Source organism: Halorubrum sp. Ib24 (genome assembly GCF_002252745.1).
Lineage (GTDB): Archaea > Halobacteriota > Halobacteria > Halobacteriales > Haloferacaceae > Halorubrum.
In genome coordinates, this window is record NZ_NHOX01000025.1 from 32,900 (window position 1) to 48,655 (window position 15,756).

Annotated in this window: 13 protein-coding genes and 3 pseudogenes; 1 reads left to right on the plus strand and 15 read right to left on the minus strand. The window is 73.8% G+C overall.

Annotation, left to right across the window (positions count from 1 at the left end):
• Window positions 1-3 precede the first annotated feature (3 nt).
• The 15 genes and pseudogenes from DJ82_RS06280 to DJ82_RS06350 form a co-directional block, all read right to left on the minus strand.
• Window positions 4-1,764: a globin-coupled sensor protein gene (locus tag DJ82_RS06280; protein ID WP_241881440.1), complete on the minus strand. Its 1,761-nt coding sequence runs from the start codon at window positions 1,762-1,764 to the stop codon at window positions 4-6.
• Window positions 1,765-1,952: 188 nt separating this feature from the next.
• Window positions 1,953-2,750, minus strand: coding sequence for a DUF3179 domain-containing (seleno)protein (locus tag DJ82_RS06285; protein WP_094581323.1), 798 nt, complete (start codon window positions 2,748-2,750; stop codon window positions 1,953-1,955).
• A gap of 69 nt (window positions 2,751-2,819) precedes the next feature.
• On the minus strand, window positions 2,820-3,524 hold the full coding sequence (locus DJ82_RS06290; RefSeq protein WP_094581324.1) for a cytochrome c biogenesis CcdA family protein: 705 nt from the start codon (window positions 3,522-3,524) through the stop codon (window positions 2,820-2,822).
• Window positions 3,521-4,009: a TlpA disulfide reductase family protein gene (locus DJ82_RS06295; RefSeq protein ID WP_094581325.1), complete on the minus strand. Its 489-nt coding sequence runs from the start codon at window positions 4,007-4,009 to the stop codon at window positions 3,521-3,523. Before DJ82_RS06295 ends, DJ82_RS06290 begins: the two co-directional genes overlap by 4 nt.
• 25 nt (window positions 4,010-4,034) lie before the next feature.
• The gene (locus tag DJ82_RS06300; protein WP_241881441.1) at window positions 4,035-5,819 is read right to left on the minus strand and encodes a cobyric acid synthase; all 1,785 of its coding nucleotides are present in this window, start codon (window positions 5,817-5,819) and stop codon (window positions 4,035-4,037) included.
• Window positions 5,820-5,843: 24 nt separating this feature from the next.
• Window positions 5,844-6,596: a cob(I)yrinic acid a,c-diamide adenosyltransferase gene (locus DJ82_RS06305; RefSeq protein ID WP_094523278.1), complete on the minus strand. Its 753-nt coding sequence runs from the start codon at window positions 6,594-6,596 to the stop codon at window positions 5,844-5,846.
• On the minus strand, window positions 6,593-7,366 hold the full coding sequence (locus DJ82_RS06310; RefSeq protein WP_094581326.1) for an adenosylcobinamide amidohydrolase: 774 nt from the start codon (window positions 7,364-7,366) through the stop codon (window positions 6,593-6,595). The genes DJ82_RS06305 and DJ82_RS06310 overlap by 4 nt, the downstream gene beginning before the upstream one ends.
• Window positions 7,359-8,495: an aminotransferase class I/II-fold pyridoxal phosphate-dependent enzyme gene (locus DJ82_RS06315; RefSeq protein WP_094581327.1), complete on the minus strand. Its 1,137-nt coding sequence runs from the start codon at window positions 8,493-8,495 to the stop codon at window positions 7,359-7,361. Before DJ82_RS06315 ends, DJ82_RS06310 begins: the two co-directional genes overlap by 8 nt.
• A 10-nt stretch (window positions 8,496-8,505) precedes the next feature.
• Window positions 8,506-9,148, minus strand: a pseudogene (locus tag DJ82_RS15690) (NTP transferase domain-containing protein).
• Window positions 9,148-9,934: pseudogene (locus DJ82_RS06325) on the minus strand (adenosylcobinamide-GDP ribazoletransferase). Before DJ82_RS06325 ends, DJ82_RS15690 begins: the two co-directional pseudogenes overlap by 1 nt.
• Window positions 9,931-10,944 carry a CobD/CbiB family cobalamin biosynthesis protein gene (locus DJ82_RS06330; RefSeq protein WP_094581328.1) on the minus strand — a complete coding sequence of 338 codons (1,014 nt, stop codon included), beginning with the start codon at window positions 10,942-10,944 and terminating at the stop codon, window positions 9,931-9,933. The pseudogene DJ82_RS06325 and the gene DJ82_RS06330 overlap by 4 nt, the downstream one beginning before the upstream one ends.
• Window positions 10,945-10,949: 5 nt before the next feature.
• Entirely contained in the window at window positions 10,950-12,257 is a 1,308-nt protein-coding gene (locus tag DJ82_RS06335; RefSeq protein WP_094581329.1) for a cobyrinic acid a,c-diamide synthase, read from the minus strand.
• Window positions 12,254-13,311: pseudogene (locus tag DJ82_RS06340) on the minus strand (nicotinate-nucleotide--dimethylbenzimidazole phosphoribosyltransferase). The gene DJ82_RS06335 and the pseudogene DJ82_RS06340 overlap by 4 nt, the downstream one beginning before the upstream one ends.
• Window positions 13,312-13,521: 210 nt before the next feature.
• Window positions 13,522-14,655: an ATP-binding protein gene (locus DJ82_RS06345; RefSeq protein ID WP_094581330.1), complete on the minus strand. Its 1,134-nt coding sequence runs from the start codon at window positions 14,653-14,655 to the stop codon at window positions 13,522-13,524.
• 118 nt (window positions 14,656-14,773) lie between these two features.
• Entirely contained in the window at window positions 14,774-15,160 is a 387-nt protein-coding gene (locus DJ82_RS06350; protein ID WP_094581331.1) for a nuclear transport factor 2 family protein, read from the minus strand.
• A 121-nt stretch (window positions 15,161-15,281) separates the two neighbouring features.
• Here DJ82_RS06350 and DJ82_RS06355 point away from each other — a divergent pair, with 121 nt between their 5' ends.
• Complete coding sequence (locus DJ82_RS06355) at window positions 15,282-15,731, plus strand: pyridoxamine 5'-phosphate oxidase family protein (RefSeq protein ID WP_094581332.1); 450 nt, start codon at window positions 15,282-15,284, stop codon at window positions 15,729-15,731.
• The last annotated feature ends 25 nt before the right edge of the window (window positions 15,732-15,756 follow it).

Here is a 15,756-nt window from a genome sequence, read left to right on the forward strand (position 1 = left end):
GGCTCACAGCAGGTCGTCCACGTCTGCTTCGCCGTCCGCGATCGCCCGCAGTTCCTCGTCGGAGAGCCGCTCGATCACGAAGTCGGGCATTCCCTCGGGGAGCCCCGCCGGGGCCGACCGCCCGCCGTCGGTCCCCATCGCGACCGCCCCGTCGCCCCCGTCGTCGTCGGCGCTCCCGACTCCCCCGACGTCGTCGCCCGTACCCAACCGGCGCACGGCGCGTTCCACCTCCTCGACCGTCTCGGCCTGACGCTCGCTCTCGGCCGCCAGCTCCCGCATCTCGTCGGAGACGCGGTTCGACTGCCGGACCACCTCGTCGACCGTGGCGGCGATTTCCTCGGCGGCGGCGGCCTGCTCGTCGGTCACGTCCGAGACCTCGTCGATGCCGTCCGCCGTCTCCGTCACCGCCTCGGCGATGGCGGCGAGGCTCTCCGTCGCGTCGCCGACTCGCTCGCTCCCGTCGTCGACCCGCTCGGTCGTCTCCGAGAGGCTCCCGACGGTGTCCTCGGTGTCGGTCCGGATCCCGTCGACCATCGATTCGATGTCGCTCGCGTGTCGCTGCGACTCCTCCGCGAGCGACTTGATCTCGTCGGCGACGACACCGAAGCCGGCGCCGGCGTCGCCCGCGCGGGCCGCCTCGATCGAGGCGTTCAACGCGAGCAGGTTGGTCTGGTCGGCGATCCCGTTGATCGCGTCGACGAACTCGTCGATCTCCTCGACGCGGTCTTGGAGCGATTCGACGTCGTCGGCCACCTCGTCGACGGCGGCGCCGATGTCGTCCATGGCCGCCGCGGCGTCGTCGGCCGCCGCGCGACCGTCGTCCGCCAGCGACTCCGCTCGGCCGCTCGTCCGTTCGACCTCGTCGGCGGTCGATGCCACCTCCTCGACCGTCGCCGAGAGGTTCGACACCTCCGAGGAGATCTCCGCCACCCGCTGCGACTGCTCTTCGGAGGCGTCGTCGACCGCGGCGGCGCTGTCGGCGGCGTCCGACGCCGACTCCCGGAGGTCGCCCAGCGGCTCCCGGACCTCGTCTTCCACCTCGGCCATCAGGCGCTCGTTCCGCTCGATCTCCTTCGAGAGCCTCTCGTTGTACGAGTGGATGTACGTGTCCGTGACGACCTGCATGTCGAGGTTGACGATCCGGAGGACGGAGAGGAGGTCCTCGATCGCGTCGTCGACTTCCGCTTCTATCGCCGCCTCGGTCTCGGCGTCGACGGCCCCGCCGTCAGCGTCGTCCGGTGCGCTCGGCGTCACCCCGTCCGCCCCGCCCGACAGCCGGTCCGTGAGCGAGTCGACGAGCCGGTCGCCGATGAGCGGGAGAATGAGGTCGTAGTACACGCCGTACTGGCCGAGGTAGTGTTTCATCGGCATCTCCAGCACGTCGTGGATCTTCCCGATCCGCGCCCGGTCCTCGAAGTACTCCTCACCGTAGTCGCCGCCCGCGAGCGTCACGAGGTACGCCGACTGCGTCCGCTTGAGCTGGTCGATCCCCTTATCCGAGCGGCCGATGACGTCAACGGTCTGCTCGTGGCCGGTGAGATTCTCGTAGAAGTCTTCCCCGATCCGATCGGCGTTCTCCGCGAACGCCTCCTCGTACCGGCTCAGCCGGCGTTTGTCGTCCTCGTCGAAGCCGACGAACTCCTTGCGCCACCGGATCTCCTCGGCGTCGAGCCCGATGTCGTCCACCAGCGCCGCGGCGTCCACACCGGCGCTCAGTTCGCCCCGTCCGAAGTCTCCGCTCCCGTACTCGCCGGACTTACTCATACCGTCGCCCGCACGTCGGTGGAATATAACGTTGTGCGTCCGTTTTTCAGGACTGATACGTTTCGAGGGCAACGACCGGACCGCGGAGAGAGGAAGGCGATAATAAACAATCCCGCCCCGGATTCTCGCGGTCTGAGACCGCCTCGGTTCGCCCCGGCAGACGTCGACGTGGCCCCGGACGCGGCGACTCAGCTATCGACGGTCTCCGAGTGCGGCGGCGGCAGGAGAACGACGGTCCCCGGGTGCTCGCTCCGCCACTCGCCCCAAGTGGTCACCGTCGACGGAACGATCGGCAGCCGGTCGCCCGCCTCGGGACCGCAGATGGCCTCCCCGAGGATCTGGCTCCAGTAGCTCAGCGTCGCCTCGTCGTACATCACGAGGTTGCCACCTCGGGCTAGGTCGGTCTCCCCGCCCGTCCGTCCGGCACCGAACGTCCGGTTGTCCCGTTCGCTCGCGGCCTGCCGGATGGACTCGGGCTGCCAGAGCAGGCCGGAAACCAGGAACGTGGTCGGCTCGCCGTCGAGTCGCCGGTCGGCGACGAGGCCGCTGCGGCAGATCGGACAGTACGTGACGATCACCGGTCGACGCTCACCGCTATCGGTCCGCCCGAACGCGTCGTTGACGATCTCGTGAATGTAGAGGACCGCCAACGGGTACGCCCGCGTTCCGTCGGGGCCCTCCAGCCCGATGACCGTCTGTTCGGCGCTGAGCGTCGTCGCATCGTCGAAGCGATACTCGGGGGCCGGGGTTATCTCGTCCCAGTCGGGACCGAAGGCCGGGTCGGTGATGGCGGCGATACCGGGATCGGCTCTGATCTCCTCCTCGCAGATCGTAGACGGAATGCCGTATTCGGCCATCGCACTCTCGTTTCGGTCGGGGCCATCGTCGGTCGGCGTCTCGGACTGTTCGCTATCGACGGCACCGCCGCACCCGGCGAAGCCACTCATCCCCAGCCCGAGCGCCGAGAGGAGCGAACGGCGGTCCATGGCGGCCTCAGGAACCGCGTGCGCAAAACTCATACGCCGACGTGTTCCGCCGCCGCACCACCGCCGCGCTCAGCCGAGACCGAGCAGCGACAGCCCGCCGTACCGGAAAAAGAAGAGGTAGAGCTGGGCCAGTCCGGCGAGTGCCAGCAACGCCCCGGTGAGCCGTTCGAACCGGTTGCCACTGTCGGCGAGCCGCGTGACGAGCCGGTCGTAGCCGAGCGCGGTCGCTCCCGTGACGGCGACCATCAGGAGGACCATTCCGGTCGCGTAGGCGGCGAAGACGGTGATCGCGCCCACGGGACCGGCACTGAACGCGACGCCGGCGAGGCCGACGAACACGGGCGCGGTACACCCCGCGGCCGCCGCCGCGTAGACGACGCCGAACAGCAGGAAGCCGCTCTTGGACCGACGACGGGCCGGCAGTCGGATATGCACCGCGGAGACGCCGTACCGGCCGGTCGCGACGGCGCCTCCGAGGGCGACCAGTCCGGCGCCCACCACCAGCTCTAGGGCGGCGAGGTTCGACAGCGGTTCCGTCCCGACAACGGCCACGAGGAGGGCCAATGCGGCGTAGACGACGAGCATGCCGCTGCTGGTGAGGGCGGCCACGAGCCCCGCCCGTCGGAGCTGAACCCCCGCCGGTGCGTCGCCCGCCGCGTCGCCGTGGTAGAACGCGATGTAGCCGGGCAACAGCGGGTAGGCACACGGGGCGAAAAACGTCGCCACACCGGCCGAAAACGCGAACCCCAGACGAAGCGGCGCCAACTGACTCATGCGCCGGGGTCGTCAAGGGCGTCGGCGATGGTGTCAGCGGCTGCCAACCCGCTGTGGCGCCAGACCTCCGCGTTCTCGGTATCGAGCGCGATCAACGTCGGGATCCGTGTCACGTCGTATCGCTCGGACACGTGCAGGTTCGGATCCGTCGCGACCGGCCAGGTCCCCTCGTTGTCGCGCCAGAACCGCTCTACGGCCGCCTCGTCCGCCTCGTTCGTTATCGAGAGCATGTGGACCGCGGGATACTCCCGCTCGATGCGACGGAGTTCGGTCATCTGCGGCTCGCAGGGCGCACACCACGTCGCCCAGAAGTCGAGCAATACCACGTCGTCGACCGGGGCGACCCGAACCGAGCCGCCCGGCGAACCCGCGACGGCCAAGGTGTCGAGCGCTGAGGTCTCGTCCGCGGACGTACCGATGCATCCGGCTATCCCCGTCGCGGCAGCAGCGAGTCCCCCGGCGAGGAATCTGCGACGGGACGGCATACCGACCAGCACGATATCGCGCTAATTAGTTTTTCGCCGGTCGTGGCCCGTCGATACACAGCAGTGGCTCTCTCGGCGTCGTTACCACTCCGGTTCGGTCCCGCCGTCCGCTCTCGCGCTCGTGGCCGCGAGCTCCGCGAACTTCGCGTCGACCGGCGCCGGCTTCGACGTCGAGCGAGCGCTCGAACAGTGACCCCGACGCGGTCATCGGATTACACGACGCGGTTTCCGCGACGAGTCGCGTCACTCGCGCTCGCCCACCCCCAGCGCGCGAGGTCGACGTTATCAGCGACGAGGTCGGGCGCGTCCGTAGGATGAGCGGTCGTCGGTCGCGCGGCCGCGTCGTCCTCCCCGCCCGACCGCCCGCCGGGCGGAACCTCCCCGCGGCGAAGACGCGTTCGACGAACGCGTCCCGGACGCCCTCGTTCTCGAAGAGCCCGTGGAGGTACGTTCCGAGCGCCCGGTCGGTCGCCGCGCTCTCCGGGCCCAGCGGGGAGGCGACCGACGCGGTCGGCGTCGACCGGCCCATGTGGATCTCGTAGCCGGTCGCGGTCCCCGCGGCGCCCGCGAGCGGACCGACTCCCTCGACCGACCGCGTCACGCGCTCCACGCGCTTCTCCGTCTCGAAGCGCGTCTCGACCGGGAGGACGCCGACCCCCTCGACCTCGGTCCGCTCCCCGGTCCCCTCGACCCCGGCGTTCGTCAGCCGCTCGCCGAGAACCTGGTAGCCGCCGCAGAGGCCGACGATCGGGCCCGCGAACCCGCGGAGCGCGTCGTCGAAGCCGGCGTCGCGGAGCGCGAGCAGGTCGTCGACGGTGTTCTTCGAGCCGGGGAGGACGACCGCGTCGGCGCCGTCGAGGGGGGAGCCGGTCCCGCCGCGGGAGGCGTCGAGCGGGACGTACGCCACCCGAACCCCCGGCTCGCGCGCCAGCGGCTCCAGGTCGGTGAAGTTCGAGATCCGCGGGAGCCGCGGGACGGCGATCCGGACCGCGTCGCCGTCGGCGACCCCGTCGTCGGCCCCGAGGACGCCGGGCTCACCGCCGTCTCGACCCTCGGTCCGATCGGGGAGGGAGAGACTGTCCTCCGCGGGGAGGCCGGGGTCGTCGTGCGGGACCACGCCGACGATCGGGACGCCCGTCCGGTCCTCGATCTCGGCGATGCCGGGCTCTAAGAGGGCGGGGTCGCCGCGGAACTTCGTGATGACCGCGCCGACGACGCGCTCGCGGACGTCGTCCGGCAGGAGTTCGAGGGTGCCGTAGAGGCTCGCGAAGGCGCCGCCGCGCTCGATGTCGACCGCGATCACGATTCTGGCGTCGGCGAAGCGGGCGCACTCGACGTTCGCGAGGTCCCGGTCGTGGAGGTTGATCTCGGCGATGCTGCCCGCCCCCTCCGCGACGACCACGTCGTGGTCGGCCGCCAGTCGGCGGTGCGCCGCGACCGCCGCCTCGCGGGCGGCCTCCCAGTGCGACTCGTAGTACTCGCCGGCCGCGTAGTGGCCGACCGCCTCGCCGTCGACGATCAGCTGGCTCTCGCCGTCGCCGCGCGGCTTGAGCAGCACGGGGTTCATGTCGGTCGTCGCCGGGACCCGGGCGGCCCGGGCCTGCACGTGCTGGGAGACGCCGATCTCGCCCCACTCGCCGTCCGGCGCCAAGGCGACCCGGGCGTTGTTGCTCATGTTCTGCGCCTTGTACGGCGCCACCGAGACCCCGTTCCGCGCGAGGTGCCGGCAGAGCCCGGCCGCCAGCGTGCTCTTGCCGGCGTGGCTCGCCGTGCCGGCGATCAGGACCGTCTCGGCGTCGGGGTCGGTCATCCGGGTCGGAAGTCGGCGGTCACGTCAGTACTCCGTCCCCCGCCGCGCCCGGTGTCCCGCGTCGAAGGGGTGCGCCACTTTCCGGACGTTCGTGATCAGGTCGGCGACGCCGTCCAGGTACGCCGGCTCCGCGTGGCTCCCGGTGAGGACGAGCTCGAGCCCGTCCGGCTTCGACTCCGCGAGCGCGACCACGTCCCCAGGGTCGACGAGGCCGCGGTCGGCCGCGTACAGCAGCTCGTCGACGATCAGCATGTGGACCCCGTCGTCGGGGTCGCCGTCGAGCGGGAGCGGCGCCGTCAGGTCCGCGTCGGCGGCGCCGGCGACGAGCGCCTCGGCGCGCTCGAAGGCGGCCGCGGCCTTCGCCTCGTGCTCGCCGTCCGCGGAGCCGTCGAGCAGTCCGTGCCAGCCGTAGTGGCCGGCGTTCTCGTATGTGAACCCCGGCATCGCGGCGATCGCGTTGTACTCGCCCCTGACGCCCTCGACGCTGTCCGCGCCCCCCTTCATGAGCTGGAGCATGTGGACGCGGTAGCCGTGCCCCGCGGCCCGGAACCCCATCCCCATCGCCGCCGTCGTCTTCCCCTTCCCGTCGCCCCACCAGGCCTGCACGAGCCCGAACTCCTCGGGCGCGGCCGGCTCGATCGGCTCCGGTTCGGGGGCCGTGCCGCCGCCGGGAGTCCGGGACGCCGGGTGCTCGGCCGCCGATTCGTCGCCGTCGGTCGGTTCCTCGTCGGTCGATACGTCCGCGTCGCCGTCGGTGTCTGTGTCGTCGTGTGTCATGGGTCGAAGACCTCCGCCCGCTCGTCGGCGACGACGCCGTGTTCGGCGTCGCCGGCCGGACCGGGCAGGTCGGCGTCCGGGTACCGCGACCGCAGGCTCGCGCGCACCGCGTCCCGGACGCAGGCGCGGGCCGCCGCGCCGACCGGCGTGGCGCTGCCCGAGAACGCCGCCGGCTCCCCGTTCGGGTCGTCAGCGACCGCGACCGCGTCGCTCGTCGTGCCCGGCACGCCCGCGGTCGCGAGCAGGGTCGCCGCCTTCGCCTCGGCCGCGACGGAGACGAGGTTCGCGGCGGCGCCGGGCGCGAGCCGCCGGGTGGTCCCGACGATCAGGTTGACCGTGCCGGGTCGCGGGCGGTCCTCGGTCGCCGCCTCGGGCTCGCGCTCCCGAGCGCCGTCCCCGGGCTCTCCCTCCGGGTCCATCGGGAGCATCGCCGGGTTCGAGAGCCCGACGGTCGCGTACGCGACGACCGGCCCGCGCCGCGCGCCGCGGGCGTGCTCCATCGCGACGCCGGTGAACAGGGTCGGCGGGTCGCCGTCGCGCCCCGCGTCGCTCTCGCCGTCCCGTCTCGCGTCGTCCTCGGTTTCGAACCCCGCCCGCGCCAGCCGCTCGTCGCGGTACGCGCCGAGGTCGGTGCGCTCGAACCCCTCGGGAACGGTGACGTTGTACGCGGCGTCCGTCCGCGACCGCCCCTCGTTCCACCCGGTCGAGAGCCAGCGCGTCCCCGGGCGCCGCAGGCGGAGAACGCCGTCGCGCACGGTCGCCTCAAACATCGTCGCCCTCCGGATCGGTCGTCGTGTCGTCGGTCGCCGCCGCGTCGGCCGTGTCGTCGGCCGCCGCCGCCTCGGCCGTGTCGTCGGTCGCCACCGCGTCGGCCGTCTCCGCGTCGCCGACGCCCAGCGCCGCCAGCAGCCGGTCGTTCTCGGCCGGCCGGCGCACCGCGACCCTGACGTGCGAGCCGAGCCCGCGGAAGGTGGTCGCGTCCCGGACCGCGACCCCACGCTCGCGGGCCGTCGCGACGACGGCCTCGGCCGACCGACCGGTCGCCCCCACATCGACCAGCAGGAACGGCGCGTCCGAGGGGGAGACGTCGTAGCGCTCGGTGAGGGCCTCGCCCATCCGGGCCCGCTCGGTGCGGACGCGCTCGCGGGTCTCGATTATAAACTCCTCCCGCCGCATGCAGTACGCGCCGGTCGCGAGCGCCGGGGCGCTCAGGTTCCACGGGCGGCGGGCGTTCGACAGCGCCGCGCCGACCTCGCCGGTCGCGACCGCGAACCCGGTCCGGATCCCGGGGAGGCCGAACAGCTTCGTCAGCGACCGGGCGACGACGACCCCCTCCGTCCCCGCGAGCGACGGGCGGTCCGTGAACCCGAGGAACGCCTCGTCGACGAGCAGGAGCGTGTCGGCCTCGCGGCACCGCGTCGCGAACCGCTCCAGCGCCGCGCGGTCGTACGCGTCCCCGGTCGGGTTGTTCGGGGTACAGACGACGGCGAGCGCGTGGTCGCTCGGGTCGGCGTCGAGGACCTCGGCCGCCGAGACGAACGCGGGTTCGCCGCCCTCCAGCCGGACTTCGCGGGCGTACTCGCCGAAGCTCGGCGCCGGGACGAGGGCGGTGTCGCCCGGGTCGACCGCGAGCGCGACCGCCGCGCGGATCGCGGCGAGCCCGCCGGGCGCCGGGATCACGGCCTCGGGGTCGCAGCCGACGTAGCCGGCCGCGGCCTCGCGGAACGCCGCCGGCGGCTCCGCGGGGTACGACTTGGCGTCGGCGAACGCCTCGCGGTAGACCGCCTCGACGCCCTCCGGGACCTCCGGGTTGGTGTTCGCCGAGAAGTCCAACAGATCGGGGTCGTCGCTGCTCCCGTGGGGCGCGCGGTCGAGGTCGATCGCGGTGTCGAGGTTCATGGGTTCTGGTTCAGTCGTCGGCCTCCCGGTCGTCCGCCTCCCCGTCGGCGAGGAGCCGCTCGGCGACCCGCACGTCCGACGGGTAGTTGACGTTGACGGCGAGCCGCGCGTCCTCGGTGACGTGGACGGCGGCGTCGGCGCTCTCGTCGTCGCTTCCGGTCCCGCCGCTCCCCCCGACGACGTTGATCCCCGCGGGGACGACCTCGCGGCCGTCGACCTCGGTCGCCGCGTCGGCGCTGACGCCGAGCTCCCGCTTCCGCGACGCCGGGACGCAGACGGTGAGCGACGCCGGCGCGTCGTCGTCGCCGGCGGCTCTGGCGGCGTCGATCGCGCTGTTCACGGCCGCGGCGTCCACGAGCGGGAGGTCGGCGGCGACGGTCAGGAGGGGCGCTCCGCCCGGCCCGACCGACTCCATCGCGTACTGCAGGTCGGCGACGTAGCCGTCGCCCGGCGGCGTCGATCACGGGAGGTCCCGGGCGCTCGTGGCGAGATGCGCGCCGCGTCGCCGGCGCGTGCGGCGAAGACGACCGCGTGCACCGCTCGACCGCGGCTCTCGGCGAGCGCGTCGAAGGCCCGGTCGACATCGCCGCCCGCGCCGGAGTCAGGGGGCTTCTCCGCCTCGCCGCGAGGCGGGTGCCGCGGCCGCCGCACATCAGAAGCGCGTCCACGCGATCACCCCCGCGTGCAGCGCGGCGACCCGCGCGAGTTCGTTCGTCGCGCCCAGCACGTCGCCGGAGACGCCGCCGAGCCGCCGCCGGGACCACCGGCGGAGCAGCGCCGCCGTCGCCAGCGCGGCGAGGAGCGCGGCGACCCCCGAGGACCGCGGCACGGCGAGGAGCGGGCGGGCGCGGCGGGCGCGGGAGCGACGGGGAGCGCCGCCCGGGGCCGACCCCGGTCCGCGAAGCGCGGGACCGGAGGCCCCTCGGTGGGGCCGCGTCGCCGACGCAGACGGACAGCGCGCGGTCGCGCCTTCGCGCCCACCTCGGCGCTGGGACGGACCGATTCCGGCGGCGACGAGCGGTGGGTCCGGGCCCGCACCGGCTGGCCCCGGACGCCCCGACCAGCCCGAGCGCGGCGGTCGCCAGCCCGAGGACGACGGCGACGAGCGCGACCGTCCCGCCGACGCCGAGCGCGGAGTCTTTCAGGACCTCTCGGCGCTCCGCGGGACCGCCGTGGACGACCGCCGCGTCGCCGAGGTCGGCGACCCCGTCGAGGTGGGTGATCCCGGTCACGGCGTAGACGGCGAGGGGGAACGCCAGCGCGACCGTCGACGCGGGTGCGGGCGCGAGCAGGGGAAGCGAGACGGTCGCGCCGACGAGGTAGCCGACGACCGGGAGCGTCCACGGCGCCCCCGAGAACGCCTCCCACGCCGCCTCGCTCCGACCGACCGGGACCCGCGTGAGGAAGCCGAGCGCGCCCCGGAGCGCGGCCGCGGTCATCCGACCACCCCCGCGGAGGAGAGGAGGCCGTCGCTCGGCAGCAGCCACCCGACCGCGAGCAGCCACCCCGTCGCCCCCGCGACGGCGACGCCGCCGGCGACGCCGACGAGCCGGACCGCCCGCTCCGCGTCGGCGACGCTCGGCGACGCGGCGGCCGGATTGAGCGCGTAGTGACCCGGCTTCGCCAGCCGCACGTCGAGCGCGGCCGCGGCGGTCGCCATCAGCCACCCGGAGTTGGGCGATCCCGGCTCCCGCGCCCACGAGCGGGCCCGCGAGAGCGTCCCGACCGACCCGGCCGCGATAGCGAGACAGGCCGCGGCCGCGCGGGCCGAGAGGTACATGACGGCGTCGTCGAGCCGGGCGCTCGCCCGGCCGACCGGCTTCGACCGGTAGCCGAGCATCGAGTCGAGCGTGTTCACGGCCTTCACCCACGCCGCGCCGGCGACCCCCGCGGCGAGCGGGAGGGCCGACGCCGGGGCGACCGCCAGCCCGACCGTCGCGCCGCCCGCGAACCCCGCGAGCGGCGCGACGAACCCGTCGGCGAGGTTCTCGGCCGCGCTCTCGACCGCCGCGCTCCGGAGCGCCGCCGGCGAGAGGTCGGTCGCGTCGCGCCCCACGAGCGCCCGGATCGACTCGCGGGCCGCCTCCGGATCGCTCTCGGTCAGCGCGACCACCTCCGCGGTGACCTCGCGGAGCATCCGGAGGCTGACGAGCGGGAAGAGGAGCGCGCCGGCGACCGGGACGCCGAGAACGGGGAGGACGGCGGCGGCCCACACGGCCCCGCCCCCGACGACCGCGGCGAGGAGCGGGAGGCCGACCGCGGCCGCGACGCCGACCGGCCGCGGGCGCGACCACGACCGGTCGACCGGTTCGACGACCGAGCCGAACAGCGCGACCGGGTGGACCCGGCCCGGCGGCTCCGCGGCCGCGAGGTCGAGCGCGACCGCGATCGCCAGCGCGGCGAGGGCCGGGAAGACGACGGCGACGCCGAGGGGCGCGGAGAGCGACATCGCGGTCAGAGCCCGTCGAGGAACGCGTCGAACGCCCCGCTCTCCGGGTGGACGTGACAGTACGTTCCGAGCGTTCGGTGTTCGGTCAGGCCGTCGTGCTCCCCGTCGATCCCGGTCCCGCGCTCCACGTCGAAGGCGAACCTGGCGTCGCCAGCGACGTCGGCGTCGGAGTAGTGGAACTCGTGGCCCCGGAGGGCGTCGCCCGCCGACGCGGTCGGCGCGTCCCGCCGCGCCCGCAGTTCGACGTGGTCGAGCGCCTGATAGCGGTCTCGCATCGCCACGTCGGCCGGGAGGACGCCCGCCATCGCGTGCGTCTCGCCCTCGACGGTCGTCAACGACTCGGCGAGCGCCATCAGCCCGCCGCACTCGCCGAGCACGGGGACTCCCTCCGCGGCCGCGGCCGCGATATCGGCGAGCGCCGGGCCCTCCGCGAGGGCCGCGGCGTGCAGTTCCGGGTAGCCGCCGGGGAGGTAGACGCCGTCGCAGGGCGGGAGTGGGTCGCCCGCGACCGGCGCGAACGGCTCGACGGTCGCCCGCTCGCGCAGGCGCTCGACCGTCGCCGGGTACGCGAACCGGAAGGCCTCGTCGCGGGCGACGGCGACGCGGGGGCGGTCGCCGGGCGGTGCCGCCCTCTCGCTCGGTTCGACGACTCCCGCCGGCTCCCGCGCGACATCGAGCAGCCGCTCGGTCCGGAGCCCCTCCGCGGCCGCGTCGAGCGCGTCGTCGGGGACCGGCGACTCGTCGCCCATGTGGAGCCCGAGGTGTCGCTCGGGGACCTCCAGGTCGTCGTTCGGCGGGATCCGTCCGAGGTAGGTCAGCTCGTCCGGGAGCGCCTCGCGGATCCCGTTTTCGTGGCGCCCGCCGTGTGCGCGCTGGGCGATCACCCCCGCGACGTCGACGTCGCGGCCGGCGCGCTCGGCGTACGCCCGGAAGCCGAGCGCGGTCGCGGCGACGCTCTCCATCCCCGCGCTCGCGTCGACGACGAGGGCGACCGGCAGGTCGAGCGCCTCGGCGACGGCGGCCGTGCTCGACCCGTCGCCGTCGTACAGTCCCATCACGCCCTCGACGACGCAGACGTCGCCCTCGCCGCGGGCGTAGTTCCGACGGAGCCCGCCTTCGCCCTGCAGCCACAGGTCGAGCGTGCGCGAGGGGCGTCCCGCGACGCGCTCGTGGTGGCTCGGGTCGATGAAGTCGGGGCCGGCCTTCGCCGGCTGGACCGCGTGCCCCGCACCGTCGAGCGCGCGGATCGCCGCGAGCGTCGCGACGGTCTTGCCGACGCCGGAGGCGACGCCGCCGAGGACGACGCCCTTCACGGCGCACCCTCCGCGGTCGATTCGCCGTCGCGCTCGGCGAGCAGTCGGTCGGTCACGGCGGCGACGCGCTCGCGCAGGGCGATATCCGAGACGCCCGCGCGGTCGGCGAGCGCCAGCGCGCCGCCCATCCCGACGCCCTCCTTCGCCTCGCCGCGGGCGTACGCTCGCATCGCCGGGCGGTCGCTCGCGTCGAAGCCGGGGTCGGTCGCGGTCAGCGCCAGGTCGAGGTCGTCGGCGAGCGCCGCGACGTCCGCCGTCGGGTCGTCGGCGACGAACGCGGTCGTCGCCAGCGGGAGCCGCCGCTCGATCCCCGCGTGCCGCGCCAGCGCGGCGACCGTCGCCAGCTGGGTGCCGCCCGCCAGCGTCACGTCGATCCCGCGTTCGGCCGCGCCGACGACGAGGCCGGCCGCCGCCGCGAGCACGGGGTCGCCCATCAGCCGGACCGCGTCGAGGGGGTCGCCCGCGGCGTCGCCCGGGTCGAGGCCGCTCGCGGCCAGCCCCTCCTCGACGACCGCGCGCTTCCGCGCCAGCGGGTTCGCCGCCAGCGACGAGGAGACGACCGGGCGCTCGCCGAGCGCGGTCAGGACGCCGAGCGCGGTCGTCGTGCCGCCGGGGACCGTCTCGGCGACGAGGAGCTCGGCGGGGTCGCCGCCGCCGTCCGCGGCGGCGCCGCCAGCTCCGTCTCCGTTTCCGTCTCCGCCCACGCCGGCGATCGTCCCCGCCAGCCCGCGCGCCCGCTCGAAGACGCCGCCGCGTCCGGCACGGGCTCGGCGGTCCGGACGTCGCCGCCAGGCGTCGCGTCGGCGTCGCGGACGCCGCCCCTCGCGCCGGTCCACGGCCGGAGCCGGCGTCGACACCGACGAAGTCGACGCCGACCAGCTCCCCGGACCGGCCCGGGTGACGAACCCCCGCGGGGCGTCCGCAGCCGGACGGGCTGACCGGCACGCGGCGAGTCGGGCCCGGGTCCGACCGTCGGCGACCCGATCTCCAGGTCGGCCGGCTGGGCCGTGTGCCGCCGGAGCGTTCCCCGGGTCGCGCCCGCGGCCGTGATCACCGTCGATTCCGCGGCCCGTCTCCGGTCGCGCCCGCCGACGGACGACGAGGGTCGGGTCGCTCACCGCGGCGGCACCCGCGGGCCATCCCGCCCGGTCTGAACCCCCTGTGCCGGTGCCGCGGTGTCGATGATGACCACTAGCGGTTGGTTAGCACAAGTCGACTTTAATCGATCGGCTACCGACGGGGGCGTCGACCGAGCGCCCGTCGCTCAGGACGGGGTCCCGCCGGCGGCCGGGGCGCTCGACGCTCGGTCCGACCGGGCCGCCCGCGGCCGCTCGAACCGCAGGCGGATCACGCTCCCCTCCGGCTCGTTCTCCTCGAACCGGATCCGACCGCCGGACTCGCTGACGATCCAGTTGACGAGCCACAGTCCGAGACCGCTCGCGTGTTCGAGCGGCGTCTCGTACCCTCGCTCGAAGACCTCGCGCTCGCCGGCGGGGATACCCGGGCCGTTGTCGGCGATTCGAACGCCGACGAGATCGGTTCCCGGTCGATCGCCGTCGAGCGACTCGATCGCGACCCGCGGCGTCTCCTTGTCGTTGTGTTCGACGGCGTTCTCGATCACGTTCCGCAGCGCTGACTCCACCAGCGGGTGCGCCCGAACGACCAGTTCGTCGGGGAGCGACACGTCGATGTCCGCCTCCGGGTGCTCCCGCGCGACCTGCTCGCAGCTCGTCTCGGCCAGCGACGCGACGTCGACGGGCTCGGTCTCCACGTCGCCCTCCTGTAACAGACGCTCGATCTCCCTCGCTTGGTCCCCCATCTTCACGAGCTCGGCCGACTGCTCTTGGACCATGCGCGCCCGTTCGGCGTCGTCGAGGTCCTCGGCGAGCAGTTCGGCGTGACCGTGGATCAGGTTCGCGTTCGTTCGAATGTCATGACGTAGCACGCGGTTGAGCACGCCGAGCTGACGGCTCAACTGAGACGACGTCTCCCGGGCGACGCGCTGCCGGCTGTCGTAGAAGCCGACGACGAACCCGACCGCGGCGCCGCCCGACGCGGCGTTCACGAAGACGTAGATCTGGTGGCTCATCTCAACGCCCTCCCCGTGCTGGTACACCGTCATCAGGGCGGTCTGGCCGGCCAGGGCGACGGCGCCGAGCGCGCACCACCCCGCCACGCGGAGCACGTGTCTCCCGTCCGTCCCCCGTCGCCGGAGCCAGAGACCGCCGACGAAGACGCCGAGGCCGAAGAGCATCGGAATGAGGATCCCGGACAGGAACGTCTGGAGGCTCTCCCGGTCGCCCGCCGCGTGCGCCACGTGGAGGGCGACCAACCCGACGCCGATTCCAAGAATGAGAAAGAGCCCGACGCGGGCCTTGGCCGACTCGGAGAGATGCATACGGTGGTAAATCGTCGAATCCTACAAGACCGTTCCCCCGAGGTTCTCACGGCTGATATCTATCTCCGACATCGGCGCCGCCGCGGTCGAACGCGGGCCCGCCGGACCGCCGGCCCGGTCACAGCTCGTCGGCCGTGCTCACGTGCATCCCGACGAAGCGCCACTCGCCGTCCCGGCGTTCGAGCGCGCCGCTCCAGCGCGTCTCGAACGCGCGTCGGTCGCCCGTCTCCGCGTCGGTCCAGGCCATCGACACGTCGTCGCTGAACCACGCGCGGCGGTCGCGATCGGTGACGCGGAGCGCGCGACTCGTCACCGTCCAGTCGGTCGTCGTCTCGGTCTGTCGCCGGAGCCCCGCGCGGATCTCGTCGCCGCCGACCAGGCGCTCGGAGATCCCGAACTTCACGAGCGCGTCGTCGCCGGACCCGGACTCCGCGAAGTACGGGCCGAGCGGTTCGCCCGCGCGAAGCGCGTCGTAGTAGCTCTCGATCCGTCGGCGCGCGTTCATACCGATCGGTTGGGATCCGTCGGAGAAAAACCCGTTCGGACGTCGTCGCTCTCGACCCGCGTTTCGATCGACCGAGAACCCTCGTGTGCCTTCTTATAACAGCCCTGTGTGTCGGTAACTCATGACACAGTACGACGCGCTGCTGGGGACCGAAATGGACGACGCCGCGATCGACGACCTGCTGACAGAGGCCGGTGTCGGCGTGCTGTCGACGAGCGCCGACGGCGTGCCGTACGGCGTTCCGCTGTCGTTCGGGTACGACGGGGACGGCACCCTCTACTTCGTCTTTCTCGGCGGGACCAGCGAACTCCGAAAGGAGACCTACGCGGCGCAGTCGGACGTCGCGAGCTTCGCCGTCGTCGACGTCGCCCCCGACGGCTCGTGGCGAAGCGTGATCGCCGCCGGCCCGATCGATCGCATCGCGAGCGAGGAGTGGGACGCGGCGCGCGAGGCGATGGCGGACAACGCGTATCAGGCGACGCATCTCACCGAACACGAGTTTCGGGACGAACCCAACGTCTGGGCGCTGGAGGCCCGCGACCGTTCGGGTCGAGCCGTCGGACGGCAGTGATCGCGCCGCCTCGGACGACCGAGAC

Coding starts and splice junctions, on each gene's coding strand:
- DJ82_RS06280 (WP_241881440.1), bottom strand. CDS start 1,764: ATGAGTAAGTCCGGCGAGTACGGGAGCGGAGACTTCGGACGGGGCGAA.
- DJ82_RS06285 (WP_094581323.1), bottom strand. CDS start 2,750: ATGGACCGCCGTTCGCTCCTCTCGGCGCTCGGGCTGGGGATGAGTGGC.
- DJ82_RS06290 (WP_094581324.1), bottom strand. CDS start 3,524: ATGAGTCAGTTGGCGCCGCTTCGTCTGGGGTTCGCGTTTTCGGCCGGT.
- DJ82_RS06295 (WP_094581325.1), bottom strand. CDS start 4,009: ATGCCGTCCCGTCGCAGATTCCTCGCCGGGGGACTCGCTGCTGCCGCG.
- DJ82_RS06300 (WP_241881441.1), bottom strand. CDS start 5,819: ATGACCGACCCCGACGCCGAGACGGTCCTGATCGCCGGCACGGCGAGC.
- DJ82_RS06305 (WP_094523278.1), bottom strand. CDS start 6,596: ATGACACACGACGACACAGACACCGACGGCGACGCGGACGTATCGACC.
- DJ82_RS06310 (WP_094581326.1), bottom strand. CDS start 7,366: ATGTTTGAGGCGACCGTGCGCGACGGCGTTCTCCGCCTGCGGCGCCCG.
- DJ82_RS06315 (WP_094581327.1), bottom strand. CDS start 8,495: ATGAACCTCGACACCGCGATCGACCTCGACCGCGCGCCCCACGGGAGC.
- DJ82_RS06330 (WP_094581328.1), bottom strand. CDS start 10,944: ATGTCGCTCTCCGCGCCCCTCGGCGTCGCCGTCGTCTTCCCGGCCCTC.
- DJ82_RS06345 (WP_094581330.1), bottom strand. CDS start 14,655: ATGCATCTCTCCGAGTCGGCCAAGGCCCGCGTCGGGCTCTTTCTCATT.
- DJ82_RS06350 (WP_094581331.1), bottom strand. CDS start 15,160: ATGAACGCGCGCCGACGGATCGAGAGCTACTACGACGCGCTTCGCGCG.
- DJ82_RS06355 (WP_094581332.1), top strand. CDS start 15,282: ATGACACAGTACGACGCGCTGCTGGGGACCGAAATGGACGACGCCGCG.